The organism is Lacisediminihabitans profunda, from assembly GCF_008040105.1.
Classification (GTDB): domain Bacteria; phylum Actinomycetota; class Actinomycetes; order Actinomycetales; family Microbacteriaceae; genus Lacisediminihabitans; species Lacisediminihabitans profunda.
Genome location: NZ_VRMG01000005.1, coordinates 328,498 through 345,712 on the forward strand (window position 1 = coordinate 328,498; position 17,215 = coordinate 345,712).

General features: G+C 68.1%; 20 protein-coding genes. 11 read left to right on the forward strand and 9 right to left on the reverse strand.

Annotated features, from left to right (window positions below):
• Positions 1 to 33: 33 nt before the first annotated feature.
• Positions 34 to 1,170, forward strand: a complete 1,137-nt coding sequence (locus tag FVP33_RS06075; protein WP_246142192.1) for an AI-2E family transporter — start codon at positions 34 to 36, stop codon at positions 1,168 to 1,170.
• The gene (gene ilvA / locus FVP33_RS06080; protein WP_147782739.1) at positions 1,163 to 2,401 is read left to right on the forward strand and encodes a threonine ammonia-lyase; all 1,239 of its coding nucleotides are present in this window, start codon (positions 1,163 to 1,165) and stop codon (positions 2,399 to 2,401) included. The genes FVP33_RS06075 and ilvA overlap by 8 nt, the downstream gene beginning before the upstream one ends.
• 145 nt (positions 2,402 to 2,546) lie before the next feature.
• Here ilvA and greA read toward each other — a convergent pair whose 3' ends face one another.
• Together greA and FVP33_RS06090 are read right to left on the reverse strand one after the other, a co-directional pair.
• The gene (greA, locus tag FVP33_RS06085) at positions 2,547 to 3,038 is read right to left on the reverse strand and encodes a transcription elongation factor GreA (protein ID WP_147782740.1); all 492 of its coding nucleotides are present in this window, start codon (positions 3,036 to 3,038) and stop codon (positions 2,547 to 2,549) included.
• A gap of 117 nt (positions 3,039 to 3,155) precedes the next feature.
• Positions 3,156 to 3,581, reverse strand: a complete 426-nt coding sequence (locus FVP33_RS06090) for a DUF4307 domain-containing protein (RefSeq protein WP_147782741.1) — start codon at positions 3,579 to 3,581, stop codon at positions 3,156 to 3,158.
• 61 nt (positions 3,582 to 3,642) lie between these two features.
• On the opposite strand from FVP33_RS06090, the gene mca reads away from it, so the two are divergent.
• Both mca and FVP33_RS06100 read left to right on the forward strand, forming a co-directional pair.
• Positions 3,643 to 4,536 (forward strand): mycothiol conjugate amidase Mca, encoded by an 894-nt coding sequence (gene mca, locus FVP33_RS06095; protein ID WP_246142193.1) that lies wholly within the window; start codon positions 3,643 to 3,645, stop codon positions 4,534 to 4,536.
• Positions 4,533 to 4,772, forward strand: a complete 240-nt coding sequence (locus FVP33_RS06100) for a hypothetical protein (protein ID WP_147782742.1) — start codon at positions 4,533 to 4,535, stop codon at positions 4,770 to 4,772. Before mca ends, FVP33_RS06100 begins: the two co-directional genes overlap by 4 nt.
• A gap of 10 nt (positions 4,773 to 4,782) precedes the next feature.
• Here FVP33_RS06100 and trhA read toward each other — a convergent pair whose 3' ends face one another.
• A complete protein-coding gene (gene trhA, locus FVP33_RS06105) occupies positions 4,783 to 5,529 on the reverse strand; it encodes a PAQR family membrane homeostasis protein TrhA (protein WP_147782743.1) in 747 nt (248 codons plus the stop codon).
• Between the two features lie 71 nt (positions 5,530 to 5,600).
• Between trhA and FVP33_RS06110 the strand changes: the two genes are divergently transcribed.
• The 4 genes from FVP33_RS06110 (at position 5,601) to FVP33_RS06125 (ending at position 10,096) form a co-directional block, all read left to right on the forward strand.
• Entirely contained in the window at positions 5,601 to 6,386 is a 786-nt protein-coding gene (locus tag FVP33_RS06110; protein ID WP_147782744.1) for an isoprenyl transferase, read from the forward strand.
• A gap of 3 nt (positions 6,387 to 6,389) precedes the next feature.
• Complete coding sequence (locus tag FVP33_RS06115; protein ID WP_147782745.1) at positions 6,390 to 7,514, forward strand: aminotransferase class V-fold PLP-dependent enzyme; 1,125 nt, start codon at positions 6,390 to 6,392, stop codon at positions 7,512 to 7,514.
• A 396-nt stretch (positions 7,515 to 7,910) separates the two neighbouring features.
• The gene (phoH2, locus tag FVP33_RS06120; protein ID WP_246142246.1) at positions 7,911 to 9,248 is read left to right on the forward strand and encodes an RNA 5'-3' helicase PhoH2; all 1,338 of its coding nucleotides are present in this window, start codon (positions 7,911 to 7,913) and stop codon (positions 9,246 to 9,248) included.
• A gap of 62 nt (positions 9,249 to 9,310) precedes the next feature.
• On the forward strand, positions 9,311 to 10,096 hold the full coding sequence (locus tag FVP33_RS06125) for a DUF6199 family natural product biosynthesis protein (RefSeq protein WP_147782746.1): 786 nt from the start codon (positions 9,311 to 9,313) through the stop codon (positions 10,094 to 10,096).
• Between the two features lie 4 nt (positions 10,097 to 10,100).
• Here the strand turns inward: FVP33_RS06125 and FVP33_RS06130 are convergent, their stop codons facing one another.
• The 6 genes from FVP33_RS06130 to FVP33_RS06155 all read right to left on the reverse strand — a co-directional run bounded on the left by FVP33_RS06130 (position 10,101) and on the right by FVP33_RS06155 (position 14,674).
• A complete protein-coding gene (locus tag FVP33_RS06130; protein ID WP_425460937.1) occupies positions 10,101 to 11,519 on the reverse strand; it encodes a class II fumarate hydratase in 1,419 nt (472 codons plus the stop codon).
• 63 nt (positions 11,520 to 11,582) lie between these two features.
• Entirely contained in the window at positions 11,583 to 12,167 is a 585-nt protein-coding gene (locus FVP33_RS06135) for a carbonic anhydrase (RefSeq protein ID WP_147783192.1), read from the reverse strand.
• A 38-nt stretch (positions 12,168 to 12,205) separates the two neighbouring features.
• The gene (locus FVP33_RS06140; RefSeq protein WP_246142194.1) at positions 12,206 to 12,859 is read right to left on the reverse strand and encodes a DUF4245 domain-containing protein; all 654 of its coding nucleotides are present in this window, start codon (positions 12,857 to 12,859) and stop codon (positions 12,206 to 12,208) included.
• 5 nt (positions 12,860 to 12,864) lie between these two features.
• Positions 12,865 to 13,080 carry an exodeoxyribonuclease VII small subunit gene (locus tag FVP33_RS06145; RefSeq protein ID WP_147783193.1) on the reverse strand — a complete coding sequence of 72 codons (216 nt, stop codon included), beginning with the start codon at positions 13,078 to 13,080 and terminating at the stop codon, positions 12,865 to 12,867.
• Positions 13,081 to 13,098: 18 nt separating this feature from the next.
• Positions 13,099 to 14,337, reverse strand: a complete 1,239-nt coding sequence (gene xseA / locus FVP33_RS06150; protein ID WP_147782748.1) for an exodeoxyribonuclease VII large subunit — start codon at positions 14,335 to 14,337, stop codon at positions 13,099 to 13,101.
• A 19-nt stretch (positions 14,338 to 14,356) separates the two neighbouring features.
• On the reverse strand, positions 14,357 to 14,674 hold the full coding sequence (locus FVP33_RS06155; RefSeq protein ID WP_147782749.1) for a hypothetical protein: 318 nt from the start codon (positions 14,672 to 14,674) through the stop codon (positions 14,357 to 14,359).
• A gap of 88 nt (positions 14,675 to 14,762) precedes the next feature.
• On the opposite strand from FVP33_RS06155, the gene FVP33_RS06160 reads away from it, so the two are divergent.
• Genes FVP33_RS06160 through FVP33_RS06170 form a run of 3 tightly spaced genes read left to right on the forward strand, consistent with a single transcriptional unit; the run spans position 14,763 to position 17,201 of the window.
• On the forward strand, positions 14,763 to 15,815 hold the full coding sequence (locus FVP33_RS06160) for a 4-hydroxy-3-methylbut-2-enyl diphosphate reductase (RefSeq protein WP_147783194.1): 1,053 nt from the start codon (positions 14,763 to 14,765) through the stop codon (positions 15,813 to 15,815).
• A complete protein-coding gene (locus FVP33_RS06165; protein ID WP_147782750.1) occupies positions 15,812 to 16,354 on the forward strand; it encodes a DUF6264 family protein in 543 nt (180 codons plus the stop codon). Before FVP33_RS06160 ends, FVP33_RS06165 begins: the two co-directional genes overlap by 4 nt.
• Positions 16,341 to 17,201 carry a CPBP family intramembrane glutamic endopeptidase gene (locus FVP33_RS06170; protein WP_147782751.1) on the forward strand — a complete coding sequence of 287 codons (861 nt, stop codon included), beginning with the start codon at positions 16,341 to 16,343 and terminating at the stop codon, positions 17,199 to 17,201. Before FVP33_RS06165 ends, FVP33_RS06170 begins: the two co-directional genes overlap by 14 nt.
• Positions 17,202 to 17,215 lie beyond the last annotated feature (14 nt).

Sequence of the window (17,215 nt, forward strand, 5' to 3'; positions counted from 1 at the left end):
CACCGCGCATACAGCCGGACGTAGACTGACCGGGTGACTTTCGGACGACGGAACAGGCCGCTGGCTCCCGCCGAGCGCTGGCAGCCCGACGACGCCGTCCCCGCCGGAATGAGGGTGGCCGGAGCGTGGTCATGGCGGATCCTCGCGCTCGCCGGCGTGATCGCCCTCTTCGTCTTCCTCGTGATCCAGCTTCGCGAGATCGTCGTGCCGTTCATGGTGGCGATTCTGCTCGCGGCCCTCCTCGTGCCGTTCGTGCAATTCCTCCAGCGGCATCGCTGGCCCAAGTGGCTCGCCGTCGCCCTCGCCGAGGTCGGACTCATCGCGATCGTCGCGGGCCTCATCGTGCTCGTGGTGTTCCAGATCCGGGGCGGATTCCCCGATCTGCAGGCGCAGACCATCACCGCCTACAACGACTTCAAGAGATTCCTGCTCGACTCCCCGCTGCACCTCACGGAGTCGCAGATCAACACCTATCTCGGCAACGCGTTGGCGAGCATCCAGAACGACAGCCAGCAGCTCGTCTCGGGGGCGCTCAGCGTCGGCTCATCGGCCGGTCGATTCCTCGCCGGCCTGTTGCTCACCCTGTTCGCCACCCTCTTCTTCCTCATCGACGGCAGGGGCATCTTCGGCTGGTTCGTGCGGCTGTTCCCGCGCAAGGCTCGTCGGGCGGTCGCCGGGTCCGGCCAGACGGGCTGGGGCACCCTCACCAACTTCGTGCGGGTGCAGATCTTCGTCGCGGCCGTGGATGCGGTGGGCATCGGACTCGTCGCCTTCGCCCTGCAGCTCCCCCTCGTGATCCCGATCGCGATCGCCGTGTTCCTCGGTTCGTTCATCCCGGTCGTGGGGGCCGTGCTCACCGGCATCATCGCGGTCTTCATCGCCCTCGTCTACAACGGACCCCTCGCGGGCCTCATCATGCTCATCGGCGTGATCGCGGTGCAGCAGATCGAGGGCCACGTGCTGCAGCCGTTCATCATGGGCAACGCCGTGAAGGTACACCCCGTGGCCGTGGTATTCGCCGTGGCGGCCGGCGGCTTCCTCGCCGGCATCCCCGGGGCGCTCTTCGCTGTCCCGGTCGTGGCGACCCTCAACGTAATGTTCAACTACGTCGCGCGCGGGGACTGGCGCAGCGGCGAAGACCCGACCCCGAAGGACGTTCTTCGTGCCTGACACCACCCTTGCCGGACCGACCCTCGCCGAGTTCGAGGCCGCGCGAGCGGTAGTCGCGCGCGTTGCCGAGGTCACGCCGATGGAGAGTTCGCGGTTCCTCTCCGAGGTGCTGGGGTCACCGGTCTACCTCAAGTGCGAGAACCTGCAGCGTACTGGCTCGTACAAGATCCGCGGGGCGTACAACCGGCTCGCGAAGCTCACCGACGAGGAGAAGGCCCGCGGAGTCGTGGCCGCCTCGGCCGGAAACCACGCCCAGGGGGTCGCCTTCGCGGCCCGCGAGCTCGGCATCGCTGCGACGATCTTCATGCCGGTCGGTGTCGCCCTGCCCAAGCTCCAGGCGACCCGCAACTACGGGGCCGAGGTGATTCTCCGCGGGCACTCCGTCGACGAGCCGCTGCGCGCCGCCGCGGAGTTCGCCGCGTCCACCGGAGCCGTGCTCATCCCGCCCTTCGACCACCCGGATGTCGTGGCCGGCCAGGGAACCCTGGGCCTGGAGATCCTCGACCAGGTGCCCGACCTCGACACCGTCATCGTGCCGATCGGCGGCGGCGGCCTGATCTCCGGCGTGGCCAGCGCGCTCAAGCAGAAGTTCGCGACCCAGGGCCGCACCGTGCGCATCATCGGGGTGCAGGCGGCGAACGCGGCGCCCTACCCGCTGTCCCTCCGCACTGGAGTGCCGACCGAGATCACCCTCAGCCCGACGATCGCCGACGGCATCGCCGTGAGCAAGCCGGGCATCCTCAACTTCGAGATCATCAAGAACGCCGTGGACGAGGTGATCACCGTCACCGACGACGACATCGCGCGGGCCATGCTCGTGCTCATCGAGCGGGCGAAGCTCGTGGTCGAGCCGGCCGGGGCCGTGTCGGTCGCGGCGATCCTCACCGGCCAGGTCGTGAACTCGGGCACCACGGTGGCGATCCTCAGCGGCGGCAACATCGATCCCCTCGTCATGGAGCGGGTGCTCTCCCGCGGGCTCGCGGCATCCGACCGTTATCTCAAGATCCGGCTCATGCTTCCCGATCGCCCGGGTCAGCTGGCGCGGGTCGCCGAGCTGATCTCCGAGGCGAACGCGAACGTCGTGGAGGTGCTGCACACCCGTCACAGCCGCAATTCGCTCATCAGCGAGGTCGAGCTGGAGCTCAGCGTGGAGACGAGGGGACCGGAGCACGTCCAGCGGGTGCTCGGCCACCTCCTCGAGGCGGGCTACGAGCCACGCATCGACTTCTGATCGAGCCGGCGCCACCCGGCGCCCACCCGGCCCGACCCGACAGCCACTTGTGCCCCCGTGTCGCTATCGTGCCCGGTCGAGCGAGCACACTCACGACGAACGGGCACAGTCACCGGATTGAGTCGGTGACGGCACGACCGTGGGGTCAGGGCGTGTAGGTCTCCACCTTCACGATGTGCACGGTGATCTCCTTGCCGTTCGGCGCGATGTAGCTCGTGGTGTCGCCGACCTTGTGGCCGAGGATCGCCGCGCCGAGGGGGCTTCCCTCGCTGTACACATCGAGGTCGCTGTCTTCGCCGACGATCTCGCGGCTGCCGAGCAGGAAGACACTCTCGTCGCCGAGGATCGTCGCGGTCACCACCGTTCCGGACTGCACGATCCCGGTGCTTTCCGGTGCCTCGCCGACCTTGGCGTGGCGCAGCAGCTCGGTGAGCACGCGGATGCGCGCCTCGATCTTGCCCTGCTCCTCCTTGGCGGCGTGGTAGCCGCCGTTCTCCTTGAGGTCGCCCTCTTCGCGGGCGGCCTCGATCTTCTTGGCAATCTCGGTTCTTCCGGCTCCCGCCAGCTGTTCGAGCTCCGCGCTGCGGCGGTCGAAAGCTTCCTGGGTGAGCCAGGTTTCGGTTGTCTCGTGGGACACGGTGAACTCCTTGGATGGACGACTGATCGCGCGGCCGCGGCCCTGCCGGGCGCGCCGGGCGATCGGGATAAACAAATGAGACCGGCCAAGCGGCCGGTCTCCAATGAATTACTTAGTTTAGGTCAGCCAACAGCGGTAGATCAAGCCGGTGACCGCCTGCTCGGCGGTGCGCACCGTCTCGGTGTGCCCGGTCGTGTAGAGCTTCGAGGCCGGAATCTTCACGATTTTCCAGCCGACGATGCCGTGGGCGTCGTTCTGCACCTGCAGTGCGCACCGGGCCGTGCTCCCGATCGGCATCGACACCAGGAAACTGATGCTCACCGTCTTGTCGTCGAGGATCCGATGGCTGGTGTCCTGCGCTTCGATCGAGCCCCCGGCCTGGTCGAGCCCGGCCCAGATCACCCACGCCACCACGACGATGCCCACGAGCACGGCGAGAGCGGTGTACAGCCGGCGGTTGCGACGCTTGATCGACGGCGTGCGCCCGTAGCGCTCGGCGAGGTCGTTGTCGTCCGCGTGGCCGGTGCGACCGATGGCAGTCATTCAACATCCCTCAGCGATTAGTCTTGGATTCCAAGGCTATCCGCTATCCCTGAGGAGTTCGGTGACACTGCGTCTGCTGGCCGTGCACGCCCATCCCGACGACGAGTCGAGCAAGGGTGCTGCGACGTATGCGTACTACCGCAGCATCGGGGTCGAGGTCACGGTCGTGAGCTGCACGGGAGGCGAACGCGGCGACATCCAGAACGAGGGGCTGGCCGAACGCGCGGCCGCGAACCGGGACATGGCGGGGCTCCGCCGCATCGAGATGGCGCGCGCCCAACAGGCGATCGGGTTCGACCACCGCTGGCTCGGCTACCTGGACTCCGGGCTGCCGGACCCCGCGTCCGTGCAGGCCGGCGAGCCGCTCCCGGCGAACTGCTTCGCGGTGATCCCGCTCGAGATCTCCGCCGAGCCGCTCGTGCGCGTCATCCGCGAACTGCGCCCGCAGGTGCTCATCACCTACGACGAGACCGGCGGCTATCCGCACCCCGACCACATCCGCACCCACGAGATCTCGATGTACGCGTTCGAGGCCGCCGCCGACCCGGCACGGTACCCGGATGCCGGGGAACCGTGGCAGATCTCCAAGGTCTACTACGACCGCATCTTCAATGCGCCGCGGATCGAGGCGATGTACCAGTTCGTGCTCGCCAACGACCCCGGTTCGCCCCAGCTCGAGCGACTCACCGAGGTGCGCGGCTGGATGAAGGACCGCCCGAATCTCGCCACCACGCAGGTGCGGATCGGCGACTTCCTCGAGGCCAGGGACGAGGCGCTGCGCTCGCACGCCAGCCAGGTGGCCCCGGACAGCTTCTTCTTCTTCTGGCCCAACGACATGCAGCGCCAGGCCTGGCCGTTCGAGGACTTCCAGCTGGCCGTGTCGCTCGTCGACACCGACATCCCCGAGACCGACCTCTTCGCCGGAATCGTCAACGACCACCAAGGAACGCCATGATCTCCAGCATCCTCACCCTCGCCGCCCAGGTTCCGGCCGCCAAGTTCGACGAAGAGTCCGTCACCCCCGGCTGGGTCGGCTTCCTCATCACCTTCCTCATCGCCGCGGCCGTCGTGCTGCTCTGCCTCGACCTCGTGCGCCGGATCCGCCGGGTGCGCTACCGCGGCGAGATTCGCGAACAGCTCGAGGCCGAACGCGTCGCGGCCGACTCGGCTCCGGAGAACCAGGACGACTGACCTCGGCTGACTAGGCGCCGAGGACGGGCGGGTTCGTCGCCACGAGGAAGATCGCCGTCCAGTGGCAGAGGAACGCCAGCAGGGTGAGTGTGTGGAAGATCTCGTGGAACCCGAACACGCCGGGGAAGGGGTTGGGTCGCTTGAAGCCGTAGGCGACCGCGCCGATCGTGTAGAAGAGACCGCCGACGAGGATGAGGGTCATCATCATGGCGTTCGCGTGGAAGAAGTCGACGATGAAGGCGAGGGCCGCGTACCCGAGCAGGAGGTAGAGGGGCACGTAGAGCCAGCGCGGGGCCCCGATCCAGAAGACCCGGAAGCCGATGCCGAGCGCCGCGCCTCCCCAGACGAGCCAGAGCAGCAGCACCGCCTTGTCGTGCGGCAGGGCGAGCACGGTGATCGGGGTGTACGAGCCGGCGATGAGCAGGAAGATGTTGGCGTGGTCCAGCCGCTTGAGCAGACGCCTCGTCTTCTCGTTCCAGGTGAACCGGTGGTAGAGGGCCGAAATGCCGAAGAGCAGGAGCGACGACAGCACGAAGACCGCGCTGGAGATCTTGGCCGCCGTGCCGTGGGCCAGCACGATGAGGATCACCCCGAGCACGATGGCGAGCGGGAAGGTGCCCGCGTGGATCCAGCCCCGCCAGGTGGGCTTCTGCTCCGGCGTCTGGTCCTCGACGATGGCATCCTCGAGAAGGGGAATGTTGGGCAGACCGGCGCCCGGCTCCTGATCGACGCTGACGTCGTCCGCATCCTGCGTCATGCTCCAAGCCTAGCGGCAGGGCGGCGGCCGCGACGGGGAGCGAATCGGGGCGATTGCACTAGCGTTAGGTCGTGGCAAAGAGGGAGATACCGCTCGGTGAAGGGGTGCTCTATGGCCTCTACCAGAACCGGATCCGCCGCTGGCTGAGCCATCAGGAGCTGCCGAAGCACGTGGCGATGATCCTGGACGGCAACCGGCGATGGGCGAAGCAACGGTTGCTCGAGACCGCCGCCCACGGGCATCGGGCGGGCGCGGCCAAGTTCCGCGAGTTCCTCATCTGGTGTGACGACCTCGGCATTTCGGTGGCCACCCTCTACCTGCTCTCCACGGACAACCTCACGGGCCGCGACCCGGAGGAGCTCGATGAGCTGTTCCAGATCATCGGGGACCTCGCGGAAGACCTCTCGCACTTTCGCAACTGGCGCGTGCAGCATGTCGGCTCCCACGACGGACTGCCGGCCGACCTCCTGGCGACGCTCGCCGCGGCCGAGAAGCGCACCGAGCACAACACCGGCCTGCACATCAACCTCGCTGTCGGCTACGGCGGACGCCGGGAAATAGCGGATGCGATGCGCAGCATCGTGAAGAAGCACGGCGACGAGGGCGGGACTCTCGATGCGCTCGCCGAGATCCTCACCCCGGAGCTCATCGGGGACCACCTCTACACCGGCGGCCAGCCCGACCCTGACCTGGTCATCCGCACCTCCGGCGAGCAGCGCCTCAGCGACTTCATGCTCTGGCAGAGCGCGCACAGCGAGTTCTACTTCGTGGAGGCCCTCGGCCCGGACCTGCGCGAGGTGGACTTCCTCCGCGCGCTGCGCGACTATGCCCGCCGCCAGCGGCGCTACGGGAGCTGAACCGTGACCACCATCGACGACTTCGTCGCCGGTTTCGGCGAGGAGCCCGGCTACCTCAACTTCGCCAGCATCGGGCCACTCGGCCGGGCGGTGATCGAGGAGGAGCAGGCCCAGCTCGAGCTGTTGCGGCGCTCGCGCTTCGGGAGCCTGGGCAGCCTCGACAGACAGGACGAGCGGGTGCGCGCCGCCGTTGCCGCCGTCACCGGCTTCACCGCCGAGCAGGTCTGCTTCCAGCCCAACACCAGTTCCGGGCTCATGCACGTGATGTTCGGGCTCACCGGGGGAGTGCTGCTGTCACCGGCCGAATTCCCGAGCGTCACCTTCGCCGCGGCGCGCGCCGCGGATTCGCTCGGCGTGCTCAATCCGGTGTGGCTCGACACCGCGGGGGGACCGGTGACGCCGGGCATCATCCGTGACCAGCTCACGAAGAACACGGCCGCCGTCGCGGTGAGCCTCGTCGACTTCCGCACCGGCTATCTCGCCGACCTGGAGGGGATCCGGCAGGTGATCGGGGATCGCCTGCTCATCGTGGACGCGATCCAGGGCTTCGGGGTCGTGGATGCGCCGTACCGCGTCGCGGACGTCGTCGTGTCCGGCGGCCAGAAGTGGGTGCGCGCCGGGTGGGGCACCGGCTTCCTCGCGCTGAGCGATCGGGCCGCCGAGTCGCTCACCCCGGTCTTCTCGGGGTTCAACGCGACGGACCAGGACGACCTGCCGCTCGACGCCGTCGTGCCTCCAGCGCGCGGCGTCGCGGCGTTCAGCATCAGCAACCCCGATCCGATCGCCCAGGCCCGGTTGGCGGCGGCGCTCGAAGACATCGCCCGGGTCGGCGTCGCCGCGATCGGCGAACGGCTCGCCGAGAAGGTGTCCCGGGTGATCGAACTCGCCGACGAGTACGCGGTGCCCGTGTCGTCGTCCCGCGCCGAGCACGAGCGCGCCGGAATCGTCGTGCTCTCGCCGGCGATCGACCAGCTCACGGTGCTCTCCGCGTCGCTCCACAATCACGGCGTCAGCGTCACGACCCGCCAGAACACGGTGCGGCTGAGTCCCCACGTCAGCACCGACGAGGAATCGTTCGACATGCTGCGCGCGGCCTTCACCAGTTACGCGTCCGCCATCACCGTCTGACCCTCCCTCCCTTCCTCCTCCCCCTTCCTTCCGCCTCCCCCTTCCGCCTCCCCTTTCCGAAATCCATGCATTCCGGGGTGACACGCCGCCCGGCAGCGCCAACACGCCGCGGCGCTGCACCGATTGCATGGATTTCGGAACGGGAATTGCCGAAGGGCGGAAGGGGAGGCACGCGTTCGACGCCGCGAATTTACCGCGATGTAACACTGCACAGGGCGTGTCGGTGATGGTCTTGCCGATCGACAGACGTAGCGTCGGATCCATCGGGTATGGCACCCGATCGAGACGGCCACGTAAGTTCGTTTCGGAAAAAGACAGTGCCTAAAGGAACTGACCGGCCGTCACGCGACTGGATCCGAGTGTCAAGCACTCGGGGATGGAGTTCACGTGGCCGCATTGGACAAGACCAGCCCAGCCTCCCCGTCAGCCTCGAAGGTCAGGCAAACCGAGCGCACGTATGTGCTCGACACGTCTGTGCTCCTGTCTGACCCGAAGGCGATCTTCCGCTTCTCGGAACACGCCGTCGTTCTGCCCGTCGTGATCATCTCGGAGCTCGAGGCCAAGCGCCACGATCCCGAGATCGGCTACTTCGCCCGGCAGGCTCTCCGCAACCTCGACGAACTGAGGGTCCAGCACGAGAGACTCGACTTTCCGATCGCGGTGGGCGATGGCGGTTCCCTGCGGGTCGAACTCAACCATTCGAACATGTCGGTGCTGCCCTCTGGTCTGCAACTCAACGACAACGACTCGCGCATCCTCGCCGTGGCGCTCAACCTCTCCAACGACGGTCTGGATGTCACGGTCGTCTCGAAGGACCTGCCCCTGCGGGTGAAGGCCGCATCGATCGGGCTGGCGGCCGAGGAGTACCGGGCCGAGCTCGCGGTGGACTCCGGCTGGACCGGCATGGAGGATGTCACCCTCCCGTCAGAGCAGATGGCCAGGCTCTACGAGACCGAGTCGCTGCACACCCGGGTCGTCGGCGACACCCCGGTGAACACCGGGCTGGTCATCCACTCGGACCGGGGATCGGCCCTCGGCCGGGTCACCGCACCCGGGCAGCTGCGACTGGTGCGCGGGGACCGCGACATCTTCGGCCTGCACGGCCGATCGGCCGAACAGCGGCTGGCCATCGACATGCTGCTCGACCCGGAGATCGGAATCGTGTCGCTCGGCGGCCGAGCCGGCACCGGCAAGTCGGCACTCGCCCTCTGTGCCGGGCTCGAGGCCGTGCTCGAGAAGCAGCAGCACAAGAAGATCATGGTCTTCCGCCCGCTCTACGCGGTCGGCGGCCAGGAACTCGGCTTCCTGCCGGGCGACGCCTCGGAGAAGATGAACCCGTGGGCACAGGCCGTGTTCGACACCCTGGGATCCGTCGTCTCCCAGAACGTGCTCGACGAGGTCGTGGAACGCGGACTGCTCGAGGTGCTGCCGCTCACCCACATCCGCGGACGCTCTCTGCACGATGCGTTCGTGATCGTGGATGAAGCCCAGTCGCTCGAGCGCAACGTCTTGCTCACCGTGCTCAGCCGCATCGGCCAGAACTCGAGGGTCGTGCTCACCCACGACGTGGCCCAGCGGGACAATCTGCGGGTCGGCCGACACGATGGTGTTGCCTCGGTGATCGAAACTCTCAAGGGCCACGCGCTCTTCGGCCACATCACCCTGACCAGGTCCGAGCGTTCGGCGATCGCGGCCCTCGTGACCGAGATGCTCGAATCGAATGAGCTTGCCTGACAACTTGCCCGGGTAGACCGGTGAGGTGACCCACACTCGAGGGACAGAGTTAAGCTCGTAGGGTGAGCAGCCTGACGATTACCGTGATGATCGCTTTCGCGATTCTCACGGTGTGGGGCCTCGTCGCCCCACGCGGCCAGTGGCGCGCTCTCGCCGGATGGAGTCGACACGATTCCGACGGGGGCGAGCCCGGTCCGCTCGGCGTGGCCATCCTCCGGATCGTGTCGGCCGTCGGCCTCGTCGTGGTCCTGTTCGGCAGCATCTCCCTGGCGAATCCCGTGCGCGAGGAGCTTCCCCGCGCGGTGGACGTGCCCGCGCGCATGAGCACGGTGGAGCGACTGTGGGGTTCGCCGGCGCCGGTCGTGGTCAATCGGGTGTTCGTCCCGGTCTCCGCGCCGCCCAGCGGCGTCGTCGCGCAGCCGGTGTTGCGCTATCAGGCCATGATCGGCGCGCAGCGCACGCCGAGCTACCTCTTCGGCCTCAAGAACTACACCAGGCACGGCGCGAAGCCGGGGGACGGCTACATCGGCTCGTCGCCGCAGGTGGGACTGACGGCGCTCGACTCCGCCGACCTGGTCTTGCAGGTGCGGGCAGACAAACGGTGCATCCCGTACAGCGTCGCGCTGGTCGAGACGGAGGACACGGTGACCGTCGGGGTCTACTTCGGGCAGCCGAACGCTGCCGGTTCTGGCAACGACGCAAATGTCACCCAGTGCGACACGGGTGCGAGCGGGTCGAAGTCGGTGTCGATGCTCATTCCGGTCGACCTGAAGTCCGCCGTGGCCGGCCGCACGGTGCGCGACTTCGACGGTTCGGCCATCGAGAGCGCCGGAGTGCCGACGGAGTAGACGACTACGCCTGCGGCGGTCGGGTCATCGACAGCACGTCGAGCGCCGAATCGAGCTGTTCGACCGTCACCTCGCCGCGCTCCACGAATCCGAGGTCGATCACCGATTCGCGGATCGTGATCGCCTTGGCCACCGCGTTCTTGGCGACCTTGGCCGCCGCCTCGTAACCGATCACCCGGTTGAGCGGGGTGACGATGGCGGGTGAGGACTCGGCGAGGGCGAGGGCCCGTTCCACGTTGGCCTGCAGGCCGTCGACGGTCTTGTCGGCGAGGGCGATGGTGGAGTTCGACAGGAGGCGGATCGACTCGAGCAGGGCGGTGCCCATGACCGGGATCGCCACGTTGAGCTCGAACGAGCCGGAGGCGCCCGCCCAGGCGATCGTGGAGTCGTTGCCGATCACCCGGGCCGCGACCATGAGCACGGCCTCCGGAATCACCGGGTTCACCTTGCCCGGCATGATCGACGAGCCGGGCTGCAGGTCCGGGATGTTCAGTTCGCCGAGGCCGGTGTTCGGGCCGGATCCCATCCAGCGCAGGTCGTTGCAGATTTTGGTGAGGCTCACGGCGATCACCCGGAGGGCTCCGGATGCCTCGACCAGGGCATCCCGCGCTCCCTGCGCCTCGAAGTGGTCGCGGGCCTCGGTGAGGGGTAGGCCGGAGTCGGCCGCGAGCAGCTGGATCACCCGCTGGGAGAAGCCGGCCGGCGTGTTGATGCCCGTGCCGACGGCGGTTCCGCCGAGCGGCACCTCGGCGACCCGGGAGATCGTGGATTGGACGCGGTCGATGCCGTATCGAATCTGGGCCGCGTAGCCGGCGAACTCCTGTCCGAGCGTGACCGGGGTCGCATCCATGAGGTGGGTGCGACCGGACTTCACGACCGACTTCCAGAGCTCAGCCTTGCTCTCCAGCGCCACGGCGAGGTGGTCGAGCGCGGGCACGAGGGTGCCGAGAAGCGCGCCGGTCACAGCGACGTGCACCGAGGTGGGGAACACGTCGTTCGACGACTGGGAGGCGTTCACATGGTCGTTGGGGTGCACCGGCCGGCCGGCGAAGCGGGTGGCGAGCGTGGCGAGAACCTCGTTGGCGTTCATGTTGGAGGACGTGCCGCTGCCGGTCTGGTACGTGTCGACCGGGAACTGGTTGTGATGCCGCCCGGCGATGAGTTCGTCGGTGGCGAGCACGATCGCCTCCGCGATCTCCGCGTCGAGGATGCCGAGATCCCGGTTGACGATGGCCGCCGCGCGCTTGATGCGGGCGAGAGCCACGATCTGGGCGGGCTCGAGCCCGGATCCCGAGATCGGGAAGTTGTCGACCGCGCGCTGGGTCTGCGCCCCGTAGAGGGCGGCGACCGGCACCCGCACCTCGCCCATCGTGTCGTGTTCGATGCGGTACTCGTCGTCGGCGACCTGGTGCAGAGTGTTCACGGCGCTGTGTCTTTCTTCTCGATGATCCGGGGTATCCGGGGTGGGGCGAACGGGGATGGTGTTTCAGACCTCGCCGACAATGATGTCGGGAACGGCTGCACCCTGGAGCAAACGGTAGTTCGCACCGACGATAGCCAGCGTACCCGCGGCGATCGCGTCGCTGATGAGCTCGGAGCTCTCGAGCAACTCGGCGACGGTGTCGCGCAGGTGTTCGCGGCCCACCTCCGTCGCGTCCGGGCGGTCTCCGTCCGGGGCGCTGACTCTCTTCACCGCGGGAATGATCTTCTCGATCAGGCCGTGGATGTGCGGCGGCAGCGGAACGGCGTCCGGCGCCTGCGAGTCGATGGCCGCCCTCACCGCTCCGCACTCGTCGTGGCCGAGCACGACGATGAGGGGAACGTGCAGCACCGCGACCGCGTACTCGAGCGAGCCGAGCACCGAGTCCGAGATGATCTGGCCGGCGTTGCGCACCACGAAGAGGTCGCCGAGTCCCTTGTCGAAGATGATCTCGGCGGCGAGGCGGGAGTCGCTGCAGCCGAAGAGCGCGGCCTGGGGCGCCTGTCGGTCGACGAGCTGCTCGCGCCTCTCGACGTCCTGGCGGGGATGGCTCGGCTCGCCGTTCACGAAGCGCTGATTGCCGCGGGACATCTCCTGCCAGGCGATAGACGGACTGCGGATTTCTTCGCTCACTTGGTCTTTCCTTCCGCGTCGAGTTGAGCAGCGATGGCGGCCGCGAGCACCCGGAATTCCGCCGGCTCGGCCGTGCCGTAGAGCACGACGCTGCTGCGACCCACCGTCGTGGTGAGAGCGTAGGCGATGTTTCCGGTGTCGCTCTCGCTGCGTCGGTCGTAGACGGTCCACTCGAGGCCGCCGAGGGAATCCGTGCCGGTGGCTCGAGCCCGCTCGAGCGCGTTCGACACCCAGGTGCGGTTGGCGTCGATGCCCTGCTTGAGCCCGATGAACTGGGCGCTCGGCGTGATGAAGCCGATGGTCCACGCCGTGATCCCGTCGGCCGAGGTGGTGACTCCGTCGTCGTTCGCGCTCCAGCCGGTGGGGAGCCTGGGTGCGGCGAGGGGCGCACCCACGAGCGATTGCGACTTGGCGGCATCGCCGACGAAGTCCACGGGTTGGCGGGCCGGCTGGTCGGGCCGGACGACGACGAGCACGAGAACGAGCACCACGCCGAGCGATGCGAGCAGGGCGAGCACGAGATTGATCAGGGACTGGTTGGCGCGGTGCTTGCGGGAGGCCTCGGCCTTGCGCGCGGCCGTCTCCTCCGGAGTCTCTGGACGGCCGAGCTCGGCGACGACGCGCGCCGGCCGGTCGGGGGGAAGCGTCACCGTTCTCAGCCCGCGACGGCGTTGCGAGCCGCGTCCAGTCGCGCCTTCGCGCCGATGAGCCATTCCTCGCAGCGCTTCGCGAGGGCCTCGCCGCGCTCCCACAGGGCCAGCGACTGTTCGAGCGTGGTCGAACCCTGCTCGAGCTCGTTGACGACGCGCACGAGTTCGTCGCGCGCCTGCTCGTAGCTCAGGTCGGCGACCGCCGGAACGGGGGATGAGATCTCTGCCACGGCTTAACTCTACCGAGCCTTGGCGGGGGTGGTCGGCGGCGGGGTGACGGTGGTCGTCACGGTGCCGTCGGCGAGGGTGAGGAGGAGCGGAGTGCCCACCGGCGCCTCCTTCTCGCTGCGCAGCACCGCGCCGCCCGGCAGTTGGGCGATCGCGTATCCGCGGTCGAGGGTGCGTTGCGGCGACAGCGCGCGCAACTGGGACCGCAACTCGCCCACCCGGGTGCGGGAGCGTTCGATCAGGAGATCGATGAGCTCGGTGCTTCGTCCGATGTAACGTCCCAGCTCCTCGGCGCGGGAGTCGACGAGCCAGGACGAACTCGCGAGCACCGGGCGTGACCTCAGTTGCTCGAGCCGGTCGATCTCGGTCACGACGAAGCTCGTCACCCGGCTCTGGATGCGCGACCGGGCCTGCTGCACCCGGCTGAGTTCCTCCGCCACATCTGGCACCACGCGCTTGGCCGCGTCGGTGGGAGTGGATGCCCGCAGCGAGGCGACCTCGTCGAGCAGCGGCCGGTCCGCCTCGTGCCCGATGGCGCTCACGATGGGGGTGACACAGGCCGCGGCGGTGCGCACGAGAGTCTCGTCGCTGAAGACGAGGAGGTTCTGGAAGTCGCCGCCGCCGCGCGCGACGATGATCACGTCGACCTCGGGGTCCGCGTCGAGGAGCTTGAGCGCCGCCGTGACCTCGCCGGAGGCACGATCGCCCTGCACCGCGGTGTGCACGACGCGGAAGGCCACCGCGGGCCAACGCAACTGGGCGTTGCGCAGAACGTCCTTCTCGGCATCCGAGTCCTTGCCGGTGATGAGCCCGACACAGCCGGGCAGGAAGGGGAGCGGCTTGCGGCGGGCGGGGTCGAAGAGGCCCTCCGCCCGGAGCTTCTGGCGGAGGCGTTCCAGCCTCTCCAACAGGTCGCCGAGGCCGACGTGGCGCATCTCGAACACCTGCATGGTGAGGGTGCCGCCCTTGACCCAGTAGTTGGGTTTGACGAGGGCGATCACCCGGTCACCCTGCTTCAGGTCGTCGGGGAGCTTCGCCTTCACCGACGACCAGACGGTGAAGCCGACAGTCGCGTCGACATCGAGGTCCTTGAGTTTTCCGTAGACGTTGCCGCCCGAGAGCCCCCACTGGGTGATCTCGCCCTCCACCCACACGGAGCCGAGCCGATCGATCCAGCCCTTGATCTTGTTGGAGAGGAGCGCCACGGGCCACGGGGCGTCAACGGTGGATGGCCCGGGATCTATGGTCATGCGGGAATCGATCCTGCGGTCACGACTGGCCGCCCACGGGCGGCTCGCCCACGTATTCGTGCGCCTCGCCGGCGAGTTCCGGCCACAGGAGGAGGTCGCTCACCCGCACCCACCCGCGGGCCGGATGTCCGTCGACCACGAATCGCTCGGCCACACCGCGATGCACGAGGTCGCGGGCACGGGCGGGGGTGACGTCCACCACGAGGTCGTCGCCCTCGAGAAACGCGAAGCGCCTGCCGTGCACGAGCAGGCCGACCGGCGTGGCCTCCACGCCGTCCTCGTCACGCAGGGAGATCTCCAGTGTCTCGTACGCGTCTCGCGCCGCTCTGCCGGCCATCCGTTTGCCTCCCAGCGTCTCGGAGTGCACGCGAACTACAATCGGGTTCGTGAGCACGATAACCAACGGCGCTGCCGCCAGCCTGAACATGCCGCGGATTCCCGCGGTACGTAACAGGCTAAGGGACAACCCCGTCAGCCATCCCAAGAGGGTGCTGCTCGCGGCGCCCCGCGGCTATTGTGCGGGAGTGGACCGGGCGGTGATCGCGGTCGAGAAGGCCCTGGAGCATTACGGTTCGCCGGTCTACGTGCGCAAACAGATAGTCCACAACATCCACGTCGTGTCCACCCTCGAGAAGAAGGGGGCGATCTTCGTCGACGAGGTCGGCGAGGTGCCGGAGGGTTCGCACATCGTGTTCTCGGCCCACGGCGTCTCGCCCGCCGTCGTCCAGGGGGCGGCCGACCGCAACCTCGAAGCGATCGATGCCACCTGCCCGCTCGTCACCAAGGTCCACCGAGAGGCCGTGCGTTTCGCCAGGGACGACTTCGAGATCCTGCTGATCGGCCACGCCGGCCACGAGGAGGTCGAGGGCACGATGGGGCACGCGCCGGAGCGCACCACCCTCGTCAACAGCCCGGCGGATGTCGCCCTGTTGCAGGTGAAGGATCCGGACAACCTCGTGTGGCTGAGCCAGACAACCCTGAGCGTGGACGAGACCATGGAGACGGTGCGGCTGCTGCGCGAACGCTTCCCCAACCTGCACAACCCGCCGAGCGACGACATCTGCTACGCGACCCAGAACCGCCAGGTGGCCATCAAGAAGGTTGCCGAAGAGGCCGAACTCGTGATCGTCGTCGGCTCGGCCAACAGCTCGAACACCGTGCGCCTGGTGGACGTCGCCCTCGAGAACGGTGCCCGCGCCGCCTATCGCGTGGATTACGCGAGCGAGATTCGCCAGGAGTGGCTCGACGGCGTCGCGACCGTCGGGGTGACGTCCGGCGCGTCCGTGCCGGAGGTTCTCGTGCAGGAGGTGCTCGACGACCTCGCCGACGCCGGCTACACCGACGTGCGCCAGGTCGTCACCGCGGAGGAGGACCTGATGTTCTCGCTGCCCAAGGAGCTGCGCAAGGACGCGAGCGGCCAGGCCGACTCCCGCGGACTCGGCGGCCGGACTCGACAACTCGATTGGCAGAAGAAATGACCGACCCCCGACCACGACCGCAGTACGGCGAGTACGCGAGCCCGAAGGACCAGGCCGCGGCCGCCGGGCTGCCCGCCCCGTCGTTCGCGCCGCCCGTGGTGCCGCCCGCCGGCGAGCGCGCGGTCGAGCGTGCCGCCCACGCACCCGGGGCGGCGCCGTCGGCCATCGGCACGGCAGCACCGCGCCGGTGGGACGCCTTCCTCAGCTACGCCCTGCTCGCCTATGGCGCGGTCACCGTGGTCGCCGGCTTCTTCCAGTTCACCGACCTGAACGCCGTGATCGAGCAGGTGTACACGATGATGAACATCGGTACCTACACCCCGACGGCCCTCGCCGGCACGCTCGGAATCGTCATCAACGTGTCCAACGTGGTGCTCTTCCTGATCACCGTCGCCGTGACGATGAGGGCGCTTCGTCGGGGCCGCCTCGCCTTCTACCTGCCGATCATCGGTGGAGCGGTGGCCTATCTGGTGTCCTTCGTCTGCCTGGCCACGCTGATGCTCGGGGACCCGGCGTTCACCGCGTATGTCGGTCGCTGACCCTCGCGCCCTCGAGTCATCCCGCACCGCGCCACCGGCGCTGACCTGGAGCCTGCTTCCGGCGGCCGGAGTCTCGGCATCCGCGGTGCTGCTCTTCGGCGTTCAGGCGCTGCCGGCCGGATACGCGACCCTCGCGGCCAGCCTGATCGTGGCGTTCGCCCTCGATCGCGACCTGTTCCGCAGCCTCGCGCTCGTGGCCGCCGGCCTCGGAATTGTGAGCGCCATCTCGGTCGCGGCCGACATCAGCTACGCCAACATCGCGCTCATGGGCACGGTGCTCAGCCTCGCGATCGCCGTGCCCTACGCCGCCGAGCGCTGGGGCCTTCCACGTCTGGGAGTCGGGCGCGGCGCCGACCGGGCGATCCGGTTCCCGATCAACACCGGCCACCGCTGGACCAGGCTCGAACGCCTGTACCTGCCGATCGTGCTGGTGCTCGGCTACGTCATCCTGCCGTTCTACTTCATCGGCTCTGGGGCGTATCGCAACTGGCCGGCCATCCACGCCCCTGACGAGCTCGCTCGCCTCTTCGTCGGCGTGAACTTCGTCGGAATCTGGGACGAGATGTTCTTCATCTGCGTCGTCTTCGCGTTGCTGAGACGACACTTCCCCGTCTGGCAGGCGAACCTGCTGCAGGCCGTGATCTTCGTCTCGTTCCTCTGGGAGCTCGGCTATCGAGGCTGGGGTCCGCTGATGACCTTCCCGTTCGCTCTGCTGCAGGGGTACATCTTCACCCGCACCCGGTCGCTCACCTATGTGGTGTGCGTGCACCTGCTGTTCGACCTGGTGGTCTTCCTGGTGCTGGTGCACGCACACAATCCTGGCTGGCTACGGATCTTCCCCTACTGACGCAGCGACCGGGC